The sequence below is a fragment of the Segatella hominis genome (assembly GCF_019249725.2).
Classification (GTDB): domain Bacteria; phylum Bacteroidota; class Bacteroidia; order Bacteroidales; family Bacteroidaceae; genus Prevotella.
Window position 1 is genome coordinate 925,723 of the sequence record NZ_CP137559.1, and the last position, 15,339, is coordinate 941,061.

Below are 15,339 nucleotides of genomic sequence, written 5' to 3' on the forward strand. Positions count from 1 at the left end.
TATGGACAAGATAAATGATAATATCGTAGATATCAAGTATCAGCAAACGGGTAAATCGAGTAATACCAATGAACTCGGTATGCGAGAGATGCAAGCCAAGGCTTACGAAGCCCGCAACCATCGCTTTCTGCTTATCAAAGCACCACCAGCTTCTGGCAAGAGTCGCGCCTTGATGTTCATCGCCCTGGATAAGCTGAAGAATCAGGGCATCAAGAAGGTTGTAGTGGCTGTACCGGAAAAGAGTATCGGCCGCTCCTTCCAAAACACCGACCTGATGAAGTATGGCTTCTTCGCCGATTGGAGGGTGGCGCAACAGTATAATCTTTGCGATACTACCGACGAGAAAGATAAGGCGGTACGCTTTAAAAATTTCTTCCATCAAGATAAAAACAATATCCTGGTTTGTGCCCATGCCACTCTCCGAAACGGTATGAAGGAAATAAGTGACGAGGAGTTTAATGATTGCCTCTTGGCGATAGATGAGTTTCATCATACAAGTGCTGATGTGAACAGCGGACTGGGCGATATCGTGCGCCGGGTGATGAATAATTCCACCGGTCATATTGTTGCCATGACGGGCAGTTACTTCCGAGGCGATGGCGTTCCGGTATTGAGGGCAGAGGATGAGGTCCGTTTCTTCCCGGTAACCTACAACTATTATCAGCAACTCAACGGTTATCGCTATCTCAAGAACCTCGTCCTGGGCTATCACTTCTATCACGGCAGTTATCTCGACCATATCGCCGAGGTGCTGGATACTACCAAGAAGACCATCATCCATATTCCGAGTGTCAACTCCCGAGCATCCAGCGGTTTGGGTAAATACACGGAGGTGGATGAAATCATCAAGATCATCGGTAAGGTAGAAGAACGGGATTACAATAATGGTGGCATCTATTACATCAGAACCAAGGACGGCAGACTGCTGAAGGTTGCTGATCTGGTGGAAGACCACGCCGAGACTCGCAACCTGGTGCAGGGATATTTGCAGCGGATAAAGAAGCGTGATGATGTAGATATTATCATCGCTCTGGGTACTGCCAAGGAAGGTTTCGACTGGCAATGGTGTGAGGAATGTCTGACCATCGGTGTGCGTGGCTCGCTGACCGAAGTGGTGCAGATTATTGGAAGATGCACCCGTGATTGCGAAGGCAAGGAAACCGCCAAGTTTGTGAACATGATAGGAATGCCTGATGCCAATCAGCCCGATGTGAAGGTGGCGGTGAACGACTTTCTTAAAGCCATTACCGCATCGCTTCTGATGGAGCAGGTAATGGCGCCAAGTTGGCATTTCAAGACGGTGAAGGATGTGGATCGTGATGAAGGTAGTCCGCTGGATGCCCGTACCCTGGTGATAGAGGGTTTGAAACCTTTGTCGAGCGAGAAGACGAAGATGATTGTAGTGGATCAGTTGGATGATTTGAAGGCTGCTATCTTGCAAGACGACCTTGTGGTGAAAGCCATCAGCGGAAGTACTACGGCTGAAACCATCACCAAAACGCTCATTCCGAAAGTGATTCGTGAAAAGTATCCGGATTTGAGCGAGGACGAAGTGGAAGAAGTTCGTCAGCGCCTGCTGCTTGATACCCTTGTCAAGGGTGGTGAAGTGGTGGATGATAAGGGAAATCCTATCGACTTCGATGCTTCGGCAAACGATGAGGAGAAGGAGTCTGAAGGCAATCGCCTCATCAAACTGGCAAACCGAATGATTAATATCAACCAGTTGAGCATCAATCTGATTGATTCCATCAACCCTTTCCAGCGTGCTTACGAGGTGCTGTCGAAGAATGTGGATAAGCAGACCCTGAAGATTATCCAGGATACGATGGCTGAACAGAAATTCGATATGACCATCGAACAGGCGATGATGCTGTTCAAGGGACCCTATAAGCAATGGGTGGCAGAGCATGACGGTCTGCGCCCAGACATCAACGACCCTGACCCGAAGGTAAGGGAACTGGCTGCTGCATTCCAGAAACTCAAGAACCTGAAGATTCGAAAGATGATGGGATTGGAGTATGAGCCAGAAAGGTAATATTCAACATTTAACATTAATATAAATGGATTGGCCAGAAGAATTATTAGAGATATTTGATGACCCCTTGTTGGCGGATGTACGTCCGAAACCGAAGGCACCGACGCCCGATGACAGGCTGGCACAGAAATTGCTTGAAATCAACAAGTGGGTGGCAGAGCATGGTAGCGAACCTACAGCAGATGGTGGCTTGAAAGAAAAGTTGCTTGCTGCATCGCTCAAGGCTCTGCGAATCAAGGCAACAGATAGTCTAAGACAGTATGATGAGTATCAACTGTTGGGATAGGCTATAGTTTTTCACCTTATTATATATATAGTGATATGGATATTGATAAAGAATTAGAAGATATATTCAGTGACCCTTTGATGGATGTTTCCTATCAGGAGGCAAAACTCTTCGATGTGCCTGCTGACATGAAAGGCGTGATGGCTCAGAAGAAGGATGCGCCCGACCATGTGGCGCAAAGAAAACCGTGTGAGGATTTTGCACGGTTTAAGCCTCTCTTCGAACAGGTGCATCAGGATTTGAAGATCGGGAAGCGACAGTTGCAGAGAATCTCGAAGACGACGAGCTTATTGGCTGGACGCTATTATCTTGTAGATGGTCAGATGGTTTTGTTATATGAGATTATTGAGAAGAAAAAGGGTACTAATGGTTTGCCCGATGGCAGAACCCGCTGTATCTATGAAAATGGTACGGAGTCGGATATCTATCTCCAGACACTTCGCAAGAATGTGGTGACAAGTGGCTATGCCATCACCGAAACTCTGGAGGAGACTGATGCCCATTTCTTCAATCCTGAGGACGTGAGACAGGAAGACCAGGTGACGGGTTACATCTACGTGCTTCGTTCGAAATCAAAGAATCCGGAAATTCGTAACATCAAGAATCTCTATAAGATAGGTTTCTCTACGAATAAGGTGGAGGAGCGTGTGGCAAATGCCGAGCACGAGCCTACTTATCTGATGGCACCTGTAGAGATTGTAAGCACTTACAAGATAGTGAACATGCACTCCCAGAAGTTTGAGGACCTGGTGCATCAGGTGTTGCAGACGGTGAACTTCCGTTTCAGGGTGGCTGATGATAAGGGAGAGATGCATGAGGCTACGGAGTGGTATCAGGTTCCGCTGGAAATCATCGACAGTATCATTCAGAAAATCATGAATGGCACTATCATCTACTTTTCCTACAATAAGGAACAGCAATGTCTGGAGCAGCGAATAGAGAAAAAGCCATCGCAGTTAAATCTGTCGGGCTTGAAGGTTTTGACGCTGATTATCGAGAAGGTATATTTCGAGGAGATTGTATCTGGTGTGAAGACCGAGGAGTACCGTTCGCTGAAGCAGACCACGCTTAACAAATATACTTATATTGATGAGGCTGATGGCAAGCGTTATCTCCGTCGTTTCGATGCGATAAGGTTTTATGTGGGTTATCATTCGGATAGGGATAGTGCCGTGGTTCAGGTATTGGATACTACCTATGAGGATGGCTTGGTAACTTATCATCTCGGAAAGGTATTGGAGGTGATTAGGGGAAAGGAAAATAAATAAAATAGTTGAAAACCAATAGTTTAAGGTCACAAATTGTGACCTTAAACGCTATTTCTATGTGTTCTAATATAGTGTGTTATACGAAGCTTTTGCCCTTGCAGGGCGCATTGCTGACTGTTAGTGTACCCAGGGTGCTGCCCAGGATAGGAGCTTTTGGGCTTTCAGCCCGTTCCTGAACCACCTGCAAAGTTCTATTTTATGTTCGACCTTTCAAGTATTGTGCGCATAGCACGATAGCGAGGATCTTTTTTGATGTCTCGCTTGGGACTAATATCATATTTGCGCTCAGTTTCGTCTGCCATTTCTTGGAAACGACGAGCCTCTTCACCATAGAGTGTTGGTATTGCTTTTATTGGTTGAGCCATAATCCTTCCTATTTTAGTTCTTCTATAAATTCATCAAAATCAGTAGCCTTGCCTGTCCTTTCGTACTCCGCTTCAATGGCTTCAATCCTATCCGCGGCTTCTTCTTCATTAGCCGGATGCCAGCCAACCGGAATCGGCTGCTCTTCTGGCAATGTATATCATTTCTTCTTCATAAGCTTTTTCCTTTATAGTTTTCTTTTAAATTGTCTAATCAGATATCTGGGGTTTCTTCTCATATCCCATAAATCTACGAAAATGACGAGGTCGTTGGCTTCGTCGTAGCGATAGATAATCTTCCAATTCTCCTTGATAATTGCACTATGGTAAGGGCGGTGGTAAAGAGTTAATCTTATGCCAGCCATGGATATTGTGCAATTAGTTCTTTTTCAAATTCTTCTGCATCAATATATTGCCCATTCTCATACTCCGCCTCAATAGCTTCAATCCTAGCCATGGCTTCTTCTTCATTAGCCGGATGCCAGCCCACAGGAATCTTGTTCCAGTCAATATCTTCTTCTGCACATTCATCCTCGGGAAGTGTCATGGCGGCATTTCCGTGATAGGTTGGTGCAGGCTCTGCTGCGAAAGCTGCATCTTTCTGCTCTTCTGGCAATGTATAGCTTTTCTCTTTCATAAGCTTGCGTATTTTATCTACTGCAAATTTACGATTATTATCTGAATCATGCAAGGAAAATGGGAGAAAACTGTGAAAAACAATACATTTTTAAGCTTTTGCCCTTGCAGGGCGTATTGCTGATTGTTAGTGTACCCAGGGCGCTGCCCTGGGCTACGAGCTTTTGGGCATTCAGCCCGTTTCAACCATACAGTTAGAGCTCTTTCCTTTATAGTTTTCTTTTGAATTGTCTAATCAGATATCTGGGGCTTCTTCTCATATCCCATAAATCTACGAAAATGACGAGGTAGTTTTCCTTGTTTTTACGCCGATATTCTCCATCATATTGATTTTTTTGCTTTCAGATTTGCATTTTTCAAAAAATAATCGTACTTTTGCCCTCGAAGACGCAATAGTGCGTAGGTAAATAATACAAATATTATGGCGAAATACATTAACCCATTTACCGACTGGGGCTTTAAGCGATTGTTCGGTCAGGAGTTCAGCAAGGATTTGCTGATAAGTTTCTTAAACGATTTGTTCGAGGGGGAATTTCAAGTCAGGGATGTCACCTTCAAGGACAAAGAGCAGTTGGCTGATTCCAAGGATTTGCGAGGCTGCATATATGATGTCTATTGCGAGACAGATGAGGGCAAGCATTTCATTGTGGAGATGCAGAACAACTGGACGGTTAATTTCGTGAATCGCACGTTGTGTTATGCCAGCAAGGCTATTACCAATCAGCGTGAGAAAGAAAAGTCCAAGGACAAGCCTTCATTTTATGAGCTGGTTCCTGTATATGTGATCAGTTTTATGAATTTCTCTCCTCATGTCGGAGAAGAGATCAGTCAGTTTAAATCTGATGTGATGTTGAGGGAGAAAAATAGCGAAGAGCCTTTCACAGACAAGCTTCGCTTCATCTATTTGAATCTTCCGTATTTCACAAAGAAGGCGGAGGAATGTGTAACAGATTTTGAAAAGTGGATTTACGTATTGAAGCATATGACAACATTAGAAAGAATTCCATTTGAGACGCAGAAGAAGATCTTCAAGCGTTTGGCAGAAGTGGCTGACAGCCGCTGCCTGAGCAAGGAGGAAATGGAAAAATATGAAGAGAGCCAGCGTCAGGTTGATAATTACAACCTGGGAATGTATAGTGCCTGGCTGGAAGGAAATGAGAAGGGGATTAAGCAAGGAATAGAGCAAGGAATAGAGCAAGGAATAGAGCAAGGAATAGAGCAAGGAATAGAGCAAGGAAAACTTTCTACTAATCTTGCTGTTGCAAAGAATCTCCTTGCATTAGGTATGCCAGTAAGTCAAATCATGCAAGTTACAGGTTTGAGTAAAGAGCAAATAAGCAGTTTGCAGGCCAAGAAATAATATAAATTCGGATTTAGAATCCTCAAGAAATAAAATGGGAGAAAAGTTTTATAAAGTATCTTATAATCAAGGCTTTTGCTCTTTATTGGGCTTGGGGTGTTTCTGAAAAAAAGTCACAATATCCGGCAGATGGTGCTGAGTATTGTGACTTTACTTTTTTATTATACAAATCTTTTCTATTCTATACTTTCTTCTATTGACTTCAATACGTAGTCGAGAATCTCATCAGTGTGGCAGAGGGAGATGAAGTTGCCCTCAAACTGCGATGGACTCACGTAGATGCCTCGATCCAACATGTTGCGGAAATAACGTGCGAAACGTTCCTGATCACTCTTCTTGGTATCTTGGAAATTGCGCACAGGCTGGTCGTTGAAGAACATCGTGAACATCGTGCCCACGTGGTTTACCTGGATGCCCTTGTCTTCTACTATCTTCTCAAGACGGGAGAGGAAACGATTGCTGCGTTCTTCTAAGAGTTCATAAACGCCCGGTTCGCCCAACTGCTTCAAAGTTTCATAACCGGCTGCCATCGCCACAGGATTTCCACTCAAAGTACCTGCCTGGTAAACTGGACCCTCTGGGGCTAATACGCTCATGATATCCGCTCTACCTCCGAAGGTTGCGGCAGGGAATCCGCCACCTACTATTTTACCAACTGTTGTCATATCCGGTGTGATTCCGAATCGCTTCTGTGCTCCGCCGTATGAAAGACGGAAACCGGTGATGACTTCATCGAATATCAGGATGGCTCCATGCTCTTGGGTTACCTTGCGGGTTGCTTCAATAAACTCACGGGTAGGAGGAACCACACCCATGTTGCAGGCTACAGGCTCAATGATGAGCGCTGCCACTTTGTCTCCGTTTTCTGCAAAGTATTTCTCTAAAGCCTCGGTATCATTATAAGGTAATACCACGGTATATTGAGTGAAACCAGCTGGAACTCCGGCAGACGAAGCATTGTTCAGCTTGGCTACTGCAGAACCGGCACTTACCAGAAGATGGTCGGCATGACCATGATAGCATCCTTCGAACTTCACGAGAATATCTCGTCCGGTAAAACCACGTGCCACACGGATGGCTGACATCGTTGCCTCGGTTCCGCTGTTGACGAAGCGAAGTCGCTCCATAGAAGGAAATGACTCTCTTACCTTCTCTGCCAAGGTGGTTTCTGCAAGAGTCGGGATTCCGAAACTGCTTCCGTGGAAGATGGCATCGGATGCTGCCTTGCTTACCTTATCATTATTATGACCCAAGATGAATACGCCCCATGACATACAGAAGTCGATAAACTTGTTGTCATCAATATCATAGATGTAGGGACCTTTGGCATCACGCACGAAGAGTGGGGTGGTTCCCACGCTCTTCAATGCTCTCACTGGCGAGTTGACTCCACCAGGAATTATCTGTTTTGCCTCCTCAAAAGCGGCGGCAGATTTGATTCTTTCGTTCATATTTCAGTAATGTTTAGTGTTAAATGTTTTGTATTTACTGAATGGAAATTGCTCTTAATCTATTTTGATATTCCACTCTTCTGCCTTTTCGATGATTTCCTTGGCATAATAAGTGATAATGTATTGTGCGCCAGCTCGCTTGATGGCGATGAGGCTCTCGAATGCCACGCGGCTCTCGTCCAGATAACCGAGTTTGGCTGCAGCCTTGAGCATGGAGTATTCTCCGCTCACCTGATAAGCTACCATTGGGATGTTTGGGAACTTCTCTACACCTCTGGCAATCATGTCGAGATAAGGCATCGCTGGTTTTACCATCGTCCAGTCTGCCCCTTCCTCTATGTCTGCTGCAATCTCTTCAAGACCCTGATCGTGGGTGCGGAAGTCCATTTGATAACTCTTTCTGTCTCCAAAGCTTGGGGCAGAATCTGCTGCATCACGGAATGGACCATAGAAGGCTGAGGCGTATTTGGCGGAGTATGCGAGAACCTTACACTGTTTGTCGAGACCTCCTTCTTTAAGCCTCTTCTTGATGGCTTCCACCTGTCCGTCCATCATGGCTGATGGGGCTACGAAATCAGCACCGGCCTTGGCGTGAACATAAGCTTCTTCAGCAAGTAATGGGAGGGTGGAATCATTATCTACATCGTGATGATGCAGGAGTCCGCAATGTCCGTGATTGGTATATTCGCAGAGGCAGACGTCGGTGAAGACGATGATGTCCTTGCCAAACTCTGTTTTGATGGCCTTCACGGCACGGGCGATGAGTGCATCATCGGCATAGGCAGCACTGCCTCGTTCATCTTTCTGTTCATCAGGAATCACTCCGAAAAGAAGAACCTTGTTGATGCCGAGGTTCTTGATTTCTTTGATATCCTTGAGAAGAGTATCTATACTGAAGCGATAGACGCCCGGCATGGTGGAAATCTCTTCCTTTTGGTTCTCTCCCTCTACTACGAAGTAAGGGTAGATGAAGTCTGTGGCACTCAATGAGACGTCGGCATACTTGTCGCGAGTAGCCTGGTCTTTTCTAAAATCTCTGAATCTTTTCATAATCTATGTCGGTTTTATTATAATGTTAAATTAAAAATGAGAAATATTAAAGAATGAGAAAGACAAGAAAATGAGAAATGACAAATGAAAAATGAGAAATTAGGCTGCGCCCTTCAAACACTTGAATTCTTCACTCTTCACTCTTCGTTCTTCACTTACTCTTGTTCTTCACTTTCTATTGCTCTTCGTTCTTTACTTTCTATTGTTCTTCGCTTCCAATACTTCTTCCAGATGTTTCTGAGTGATAGGACCACGGGTGATGAACTCAGTATTCTCTGGCAATTTACCATACAGTTCGATGAAGTTGTCGATAGTGGAAGGCGATGTGAAGACAATCCGCTTGAAGTGATTGAGATTCACAAGGCGAGGATGCTCCGGCATCACGTTTTTGTAAGCGACGAAGCTTTTTACGCTAAATTCTAATTCTTGCAATGCCAGAGGAATGTCTTCTGGTGACAATGAGGAATGAGGATAGATAATATCCTCGTATCGTGCATTGGCTTCATCGTATTTCTCTTTCTCTTTTTCGAACCATTTTATGATTCCGAAGCGATTGTCTTCCTCTACCTGTGTCACATCTTTGATGCCTGCATTATGCAAAGCTTCAGTCGTGGTATCCCCAATGGAAATAAATATATAATTTTCTTGCTCCTCGAGTAATTCCGGTATGCATTCTATTGTTGATGATATGCTATGTTGACTTGTAAAGACTACATATTTCGGCTTCTTTTCATCATCGTCATTCCAAGCTAAACCTTTTCCTTTGTAATACTCATAGTTTTCTTCATCATATAATGCATCTTTTAAACTGAAAATAGAACTATTATTGATTTCTATCAGCGGGGTATATGTGTAGTCGGCATTTCGTTTCTCTATATCAGGTAATGTGCCTGTGTAGAGTGTTGGCTTGATGTCTGATGCCTGATGATGCTTCAGACCAGCCACGTTGCCGATAAGGGCGATGAGAGGAGTAGGGAGATCTTTTTTCTCTCCGTTTCTGAGCTCCCAAAGCGTAGTCTCAAAGGTCTGTTCGTCCTGACGGCTCACATTGTAGGTGAGGAGAACCGGGGTGTTGAAAGCCCAACCCTCTTCGTCGATGAGTTGGGTAGCGATAGCCTGCAACTGTTTGGCACCCATGTAATACACCAAAGTTTCTGCATCAGGAGTGACTGGCTGTGGGGTATGTCCGCTTACCAATGCCACGCTGGAGGAGAAATCGCGATGGGTGAGACTGATTTTCTGAGATGCGGCAAGGGCCGAGGCAGTGGTAATGCCCGGAATGACATTCACATTGATGAGATTACTCTCTAAGAATTCGATTTCTTCGCTTCCATGAGCAAATATCATAGGATCTCCTCCTTTCAGGCGAACTACGTTCTTACCCTTTCTGGCTGCATCAAGCAGGAGACGATTGATCTCAGACTGCTCTTTATGATGATATCCGTCTCTCTTTCCTACATATACTTTTTCTGCTTTTTTATCATTGAGATAAGTCTCGTCTATCAAGTCATCATAAAAGATGATGTCAGCGGCTTCAATGGCTTTTGCTGCCTTGATGGTCAACAGCTCTGGGTCACCAGGACCGAAACCTACCAAGGATACGGTGCCTTGCGAATTCAAGAGATTCTTAAGGGAAGAACGAAGAGTGAGAAGCGAAGAATTTTCTTGCTCAGAAGCAGAAGAACCTTCTGTATTTTGATTCTTCATTCTTTGTGCTTCACTCTTCACTTTCTTTGCTGTGATGGCAAGGAAACCTTGAAGAGGATGGGTTGGGAAAGGGAGTACTTCGGCGATTTCATCCTCCATTCCCAATCGCTTTAATGCACAAGTAGCTACGATGGCGGCATCATATTTTCCGTCTTTTACCTGTTGTACTCTATCTTCAATGCAACCGCGTATTCCTTTGATAGTCAGGTCAGGACGTAATTCGTTTAAACCTTTCTTGCGAAGTGGGCTACTGGTTCCAATGATACTTCCGGCAGGGAGTTCTGCCAGTTTCTTATGGTCTCTGCTAACGAGTGAATCGGTCGTATCGAAAGCAGGAAATAAGGCGATGACTTCCATGTCCTCAGGCAGAGGATAAGGCAAGTCTTTCGCTGAATGAATGGCGATGTCTGCATCTCCTTGGCGGATGGCATCGTCAAGCTCTCTCGTGAAAATATCAGCAGGAGCTTCACCGTTTAATAGTGAAATCTGCTGGTTCTTGTCGCCGTAAGATTCCAAATATTTAATCTCGTAGGCGAGTTCCGGGAAGTTCTTGAACACTTCCTCAACTTGCAGCCGGGAGAGTCGGCTGCCTCTTGCAATAACTCTAATCTTTTTATTCATCTTTAAAAATGTCGGTTATGTTTATGAATAAAATGAAAAGGAAGTAAAGATGTTTGAGATGATGACAACTGACTTTAAGCAATAGAATTGGCTTTCCCTTCGGCCGCCGAACGTTGTTTCTTCACTCTTTGTTCTTCATTCTTCACTTCTAAAAATTTCTTTCTTCTTTTTAAAGCCTCCTGCATCTCCTGAATTTCTTCTTCGATGATGGCTTCGGCTTTCTCTACTTCGGCTCCTCTCACTTCGATGTTCTCACGTACTTTTCTTTCTACGTCTCTGATATTGTAGAGCTGAACGTTTGGGAGTTCACTAAGGCGTGAATCGATATCACGAGGGAATGCGAGATCTATAGCGAGCAGAGATTTCTGCTCTGGGATGTCTTCCTTGCGGATGATGAGATGTGGGGCTGAGGTAGCGCTTATGAGGATATCTGTCTTTGACAGGAACTCCTGCTTCTCATCCAATGTATATACCTTGATGCCGAGGGGATCAGCAAGGTAATGTGCCTTAATCTGGCTGCGGTTGGCGAGGAACACCATCTTTGCTCCTTTATTCTGGAGGAACTTCAGAATGTCGGCGGTCAGTTTGTTGACACCGATGATGGTGATTCGGGCATCCTTTAAATCAATATTGCCATCCTCCATAATCTCCAAGGCTGCGAGACTGTGCGATACGGCACCATGCGAAATCTCTGTTTCGTTGCGCACCCGCTTGCCTACCTGTAATGCGCTCTGGAAAAGTCGATGGAGCTCGGCTGTCAATGGGCGCTGGTCCTTGGCTGTATAATAAGCTTCTTTCACTTGTCCCTGAACAGCTCTTTCTCCAATGATGGCAGATTCCAATCCTGCTACCACACGAAAGAGATGGCGCGCTACCTCATCCGGGACTTCGCCTTCACCATAGTATATCTCGCTGCGGTTGCACGTTTTCAGGAAGATATAAGGAATGGGGGAATGATTGTTGATATGACTTCCCTGTATTTCCAAGAGTGATTCTTGTAGAAATTCATCGAAGACTTTCTCCTGCTCCTTGATGTCGGTTCCTTCAGCGAACTGGCTTTGGTCAATCGATTTGTAATGTACCATTTTCTATCAATTCTTTTATTCTGTTTCTTACTCGGATGCTTCTTTTTACATCCCTGGAATCACTTCCAACGGCAATGGTGAGGTTGTCATCGCGATAGATGGCTGGGGATATGAAATCACATTGAGCCGGGTCATCGCAAACGCTGGTCAGAATATGCCGTTCTGCTGCAAGTTCTTTGATATGGTGGTTCAACTCATGATCTCCTGTACATACAAAGAGGAGTTGTACTCCATCCAGATCTGCAGTTTCGAAAGTTTTCTCTTTGATATGGAAGGGTAGTGCCTTCAGCTCTTCTGTAATCTCTGGGGCTACAACCGTTGCATGAGTGGTGAAGCGAGCGAGTATCTGAGCCTTGTGGGTCGCTACCTTCCCTCCGCCAACGATGAGTATGTTGGCGGAGACGATTTTAATCGTTATAGGAAGATAGTCCATATTGACATAGATTAATGAATTTCTACTTTTTCCTAATCAATACTTTCCAGTAGTTCTCTATCTTTTCAGTAGAGAGTATGGTGTGGCCTTCGCCTTTCACGCTGCCTGGAACGTTTTCGATAGGTGCGCCATCGTCGAGAAGAATCTCCAGTATCTGTCCACTCTGCATTGGTGTGAGAGCAATCTTTGTCTTTACAAAGTTCATCGGACACATCACACCTCGGAAGTCTTTCTTTACATCCGGGGATATGGCTGCAGATTCCGCAGATTCTTTTTCTTCATTCTCGCTTCCGTTTTTTTGTCCCACAGATTTCACAGATGGCACAGATTTATCATTGGCATTCTTGCTTTCGGAAACGCACACGGATTTCACGGATTTTTCTTTCTGATTGTCCTTTTCCTTGGAATCTTTTGCATCCGTCTGAGAACTATCGCTTGACAATTTAAACTGCAATGAATCATCCATGTTCTGATAGAGATCGTTGAGCAAGTCTGCGAGCTCATCGATAAGGGGTTGGTACTCAATCAATGAATTGTTGTTTCTTGCCTTTTCTGTCAATACTTTGAACTTCTGAGGGATGATGCCAGCAGCGATGAATTCCTTCTCAAATCCCTGATATACATCCTCGTCGGTGCGTGGATCCAAACCACGGGTAACGAGCAGCATTCGGTTCTCCGAGAACACGATGTCGTGGAGGAGTTTCTCTATCTTCTTTGCGTCCTCTTCGTTTACAATATCCGTGAGATTCGTGAGATCTGTGTGCGACTTATCATTGCCCAATATCTTGTCTATCTCTCCGAGTTTCTCCCTGATGGTATCCTGGTCGATCTCGATGATATCAAACAGACCGGCTGAGCATTCTGCTTTACCATATTTGATGAGAGAGAACTTTTCGTCGTCGCCGAAATCATAAAAGGTATCCGGTTCTTCTGTAAACGGAGCTATCTCCTTGTACTTGGCTATCAATTCTTTGATAAAACCTGCACCACGCTTTGCTACATAATCGTAGTAGTCTGCATAGTTGGCTTGCTCCTGGATGACATCTCTCAGATAATCTTCTACAAAGGCAGGAATCTTCTTGGCTGCGATATAACCCTGTTGGAGGTCGATCTCATGTTTGCCCTTGACTGGCAACCAAACCGTATAGGCAGGGTATGGATCATCTCCTACACGTCCCACACGTCCACTGAATCCCAAGTCGCCCCATGTGGCCAATGCACAGATATTGGTACATCCGTTCATTCGGAGTTCGAAGTCAGGGATGGTATCCAGATTCAAATCACTGCTGAGGAGTTGCTTGGCAATTGCATCAATCGCACCTTTAGGTAAACAGATGCCAAGTCGGCAGGTGTCTGCACCAGTACAGCATGTGAGGTTGGTGACAACTACAGGATAATCTACCTGATATACGCCTAATTTCTTGAAGAAGGCATAGATATCCGGAAGATATTCTTCTGGGATATTTCGCACCTGGATTTGTTCCTTCTTGGTGAAGCGGATCACATCGTTGCCATAATTTCCAAGATATTCAGCCACTTCTGCAAAGAAATCGGTGGAATTATTGCCGTGGCGCAATGGGATGTAGGCATACCAGAGGTTCTCTTTCAAGCCCTCGGCATTGGTCTGCTTATGGGCGTAACGGTGCTTCCAGGTTTCAAAATCGGTTGGAGCTTTAAGTGGAGGGAAGTTGGGCTTATGGTGTTCCAATGGCAATGCCGGAGCCTCGAAATCGATTGAACCATCTTTTTTAAGTTCCTCAAACTCTTCGAGATACAATCGCTTGGCTTCTTCTGTTCCGTATTTGTAGAACACGTATCTCATGCGTGCCTTGTGGCGGTTTCTTCTGTTTCCGTATTTATGGAACCAGTTTTTCAATGCCTTGGCTGCACGATAGAGGTCCTTCTCTGGAAGAAAGTCGAATACCTCCCAACCGGTGTGGGCGTTGCTGGCGGCACTACCGGCGATGAGCACTCTGAATCCTCGCTGTCCGTCCTTGATGCGTGCCTGCAGACCCAGGTCGGCGATGTAGGAGTAGTTGCCTGTAGCCACACTGGTATCTATTGCCACCTTGTATTTTCTAGGCATCGTGAACGAATCTTTCTCGGCGATGAGTCGGGAGGTGAGTTCCTCCACGTATGGATAGACATCGAATTCCTCATCGGCAGTGAGTCCGCTCCGGTCATCCACCATCATGTTTCTTACGGTGTTTCCACCGCCACCTGCGCTGGAGATGCCCACCTTTTCCAGTTTCTTCAGAGCCGGAATGGCATCTTCGATATCAACATTGTGAATCTGAATCTCCTGTCGGGTGGTAACGTGGAGATGCGAAGTGGAGAGCTGGTGACCCACAAAGGCAATCTTGGCAAGCTGCTCTGGGGTGACGAGACCGCCGGCACAACGCAGTCGGAGCATATAGTGCTGGTTCTTGCGCTGCTCGTAGATGCCCATAGGTACACGGTTCGACTTCAACTGACCAGCCTGAATCTCGCCCGCCTTGAATTGGTCGATGAGTGACTGGGTATAGTCCAAGTCTCCATTTAATGTAGAAGGTATTCTGTACATGTTCTTGTATCTTATTTAGTTATATTGAAGGAGTGAAGCGTTTATCAGAATGAGACTATAGAATTTTTCACTCTTCGTTCTTCACTCTTCACTATAATGTTCTTCCTTATCCACCACCTTTCCATTCAGAACCTTGAATGAATTGAGGTGAATCTTTCCGTCGAGCAATGAGAGGATGGCATAACGGATGTTGGGATCGTTTGCCAGCCGAAGGTCTTCCTGCGATGGGCGGGAAGGCGATGCAGGGTGACTGTGCCAGTTGGCGAGAATCTTCAAGCCCTTGCTTCGGGCGTATTTCAGAGCCGCAAACTGGTCTTTCGGAGCAAAGGCAAAATGCTCCTCGCTATGGTCGATGTTCTCCATCCAGTAGCTTTCCGTCACCACATCATCCTTGCCTAACAGAAGTCCGCAACTCTCAATGGGAGCGTCCTTTTTGGCTTGCTCGATGATGGTCTGTATTACGTCGTCGTTAATCTTCATAA

The 15,339-nt window shown here is 45.2% G+C and carries 14 protein-coding genes; 4 read left to right on the top strand and 10 right to left on the bottom strand.

The window, feature by feature from the left end; genetic code table 11:
• Position 1: 1 nt before the first annotated feature.
• From KUA50_RS03645 to KUA50_RS03655, 3 genes are read left to right on the top strand one after another with little or no spacing between them, the layout of a single operon-like run.
• On the top strand, positions 2 to 2,035 hold the full coding sequence (locus tag KUA50_RS03645; protein WP_218456276.1) for a DEAD/DEAH box helicase: 2,034 nt from the start codon (positions 2 to 4) through the stop codon (positions 2,033 to 2,035).
• A gap of 25 nt (positions 2,036 to 2,060) precedes the next feature.
• A complete protein-coding gene (locus KUA50_RS03650; RefSeq protein WP_218456275.1) occupies positions 2,061 to 2,321 on the top strand; it encodes a hypothetical protein in 261 nt (86 codons plus the stop codon).
• A 35-nt stretch (positions 2,322 to 2,356) separates the two neighbouring features.
• Positions 2,357 to 3,589 (top strand): GIY-YIG nuclease family protein, encoded by a 1,233-nt coding sequence (locus tag KUA50_RS03655; RefSeq protein ID WP_218456274.1) that lies wholly within the window; start codon positions 2,357 to 2,359, stop codon positions 3,587 to 3,589.
• 191 nt (positions 3,590 to 3,780) lie between these two features.
• On the opposite strand, the gene KUA50_RS03660 is transcribed toward KUA50_RS03655, so the two are convergent.
• The 3 genes from KUA50_RS03660 to KUA50_RS03670 all read right to left on the bottom strand — a co-directional run bounded on the left by KUA50_RS03660 (position 3,781) and on the right by KUA50_RS03670 (position 4,588).
• Positions 3,781 to 3,954 carry a hypothetical protein gene (locus tag KUA50_RS03660; RefSeq protein WP_199545556.1) on the bottom strand — a complete coding sequence of 58 codons (174 nt, stop codon included), beginning with the start codon at positions 3,952 to 3,954 and terminating at the stop codon, positions 3,781 to 3,783.
• An 8-nt stretch (positions 3,955 to 3,962) separates the two neighbouring features.
• The gene (locus tag KUA50_RS03665; protein ID WP_218456273.1) at positions 3,963 to 4,106 is read right to left on the bottom strand and encodes a hypothetical protein; all 144 of its coding nucleotides are present in this window, start codon (positions 4,104 to 4,106) and stop codon (positions 3,963 to 3,965) included.
• 197 nt (positions 4,107 to 4,303) lie between these two features.
• Positions 4,304 to 4,588: a hypothetical protein gene (locus KUA50_RS03670; RefSeq protein ID WP_218456272.1), complete on the bottom strand. Its 285-nt coding sequence runs from the start codon at positions 4,586 to 4,588 to the stop codon at positions 4,304 to 4,306.
• A gap of 420 nt (positions 4,589 to 5,008) precedes the next feature.
• Between KUA50_RS03670 and KUA50_RS03675 the strand changes: the two genes are divergently transcribed.
• A complete protein-coding gene (locus KUA50_RS03675; protein ID WP_318346067.1) occupies positions 5,009 to 5,947 on the top strand; it encodes an Rpn family recombination-promoting nuclease/putative transposase in 939 nt (312 codons plus the stop codon).
• 176 nt (positions 5,948 to 6,123) lie between these two features.
• Here the strand turns inward: KUA50_RS03675 and hemL are convergent, their stop codons facing one another.
• The 7 genes from hemL to KUA50_RS03710 form a co-directional block, all read right to left on the bottom strand.
• Positions 6,124 to 7,398 carry a glutamate-1-semialdehyde 2,1-aminomutase gene (gene hemL / locus KUA50_RS03680; RefSeq protein WP_218456270.1) on the bottom strand — a complete coding sequence of 425 codons (1,275 nt, stop codon included), beginning with the start codon at positions 7,396 to 7,398 and terminating at the stop codon, positions 6,124 to 6,126.
• A 54-nt stretch (positions 7,399 to 7,452) separates the two neighbouring features.
• Positions 7,453 to 8,448 carry a porphobilinogen synthase gene (gene hemB / locus KUA50_RS03685; RefSeq protein WP_218456269.1) on the bottom strand — a complete coding sequence of 332 codons (996 nt, stop codon included), beginning with the start codon at positions 8,446 to 8,448 and terminating at the stop codon, positions 7,453 to 7,455.
• 192 nt (positions 8,449 to 8,640) lie between these two features.
• The gene (gene cobA / locus KUA50_RS03690) at positions 8,641 to 10,776 is read right to left on the bottom strand and encodes a uroporphyrinogen-III C-methyltransferase (RefSeq protein WP_218456268.1); all 2,136 of its coding nucleotides are present in this window, start codon (positions 10,774 to 10,776) and stop codon (positions 8,641 to 8,643) included.
• A gap of 74 nt (positions 10,777 to 10,850) precedes the next feature.
• On the bottom strand, positions 10,851 to 11,861 hold the full coding sequence (hemA, locus tag KUA50_RS03695; RefSeq protein WP_218456267.1) for a glutamyl-tRNA reductase: 1,011 nt from the start codon (positions 11,859 to 11,861) through the stop codon (positions 10,851 to 10,853).
• Entirely contained in the window at positions 11,839 to 12,294 is a 456-nt protein-coding gene (locus KUA50_RS03700; protein ID WP_218456266.1) for a bifunctional precorrin-2 dehydrogenase/sirohydrochlorin ferrochelatase, read from the bottom strand. The genes hemA and KUA50_RS03700 overlap by 23 nt, the downstream gene beginning before the upstream one ends.
• 22 nt (positions 12,295 to 12,316) lie before the next feature.
• Positions 12,317 to 14,857, bottom strand: coding sequence for a sulfurtransferase TusA family protein (locus KUA50_RS03705; protein ID WP_218456265.1), 2,541 nt, complete (start codon positions 14,855 to 14,857; stop codon positions 12,317 to 12,319).
• A gap of 81 nt (positions 14,858 to 14,938) precedes the next feature.
• Entirely contained in the window at positions 14,939 to 15,337 is a 399-nt protein-coding gene (locus KUA50_RS03710; RefSeq protein WP_218456264.1) for a M67 family metallopeptidase, read from the bottom strand.
• Positions 15,338 to 15,339: the final 2 nt, after the last annotated feature.

What these genes read in the sequence shown, in the direction of transcription:
- KUA50_RS03705 (WP_218456265.1), bottom strand. Translation starts at nt 14,857, where the DNA reads ATGTACAGAATACCTTCTACATTAAATGGAGACTTGGACTATACCCAG.
- KUA50_RS03645 (WP_218456276.1), top strand. Translation starts at nt 2, where the DNA reads ATGGACAAGATAAATGATAATATCGTAGATATCAAGTATCAGCAAACG.
- KUA50_RS03710 (WP_218456264.1), bottom strand. Translation starts at nt 15,337, where the DNA reads ATGAAGATTAACGACGACGTAATACAGACCATCATCGAGCAAGCCAAA.
- KUA50_RS03700 (WP_218456266.1), bottom strand. Translation starts at nt 12,294, where the DNA reads ATGGACTATCTTCCTATAACGATTAAAATCGTCTCCGCCAACATACTC.
- hemL (WP_218456270.1), bottom strand. Translation starts at nt 7,398, where the DNA reads ATGAACGAAAGAATCAAATCTGCCGCCGCTTTTGAGGAGGCAAAACAG.
- KUA50_RS03675 (WP_318346067.1), top strand. Translation starts at nt 5,009, where the DNA reads ATGGCGAAATACATTAACCCATTTACCGACTGGGGCTTTAAGCGATTG.
- KUA50_RS03660 (WP_199545556.1), bottom strand. Translation starts at nt 3,954, where the DNA reads ATGGCTCAACCAATAAAAGCAATACCAACACTCTATGGTGAAGAGGCT.
- KUA50_RS03650 (WP_218456275.1), top strand. Translation starts at nt 2,061, where the DNA reads ATGGATTGGCCAGAAGAATTATTAGAGATATTTGATGACCCCTTGTTG.
- hemA (WP_218456267.1), bottom strand. Translation starts at nt 11,861, where the DNA reads ATGGTACATTACAAATCGATTGACCAAAGCCAGTTCGCTGAAGGAACC.
- KUA50_RS03670 (WP_218456272.1), bottom strand. Translation starts at nt 4,588, where the DNA reads ATGAAAGAGAAAAGCTATACATTGCCAGAAGAGCAGAAAGATGCAGCT.
- cobA (WP_218456268.1), bottom strand. Translation starts at nt 10,776, where the DNA reads ATGAATAAAAAGATTAGAGTTATTGCAAGAGGCAGCCGACTCTCCCGG.
- KUA50_RS03655 (WP_218456274.1), top strand. Translation starts at nt 2,357, where the DNA reads ATGGATATTGATAAAGAATTAGAAGATATATTCAGTGACCCTTTGATG.
- hemB (WP_218456269.1), bottom strand. Translation starts at nt 8,448, where the DNA reads ATGAAAAGATTCAGAGATTTTAGAAAAGACCAGGCTACTCGCGACAAG.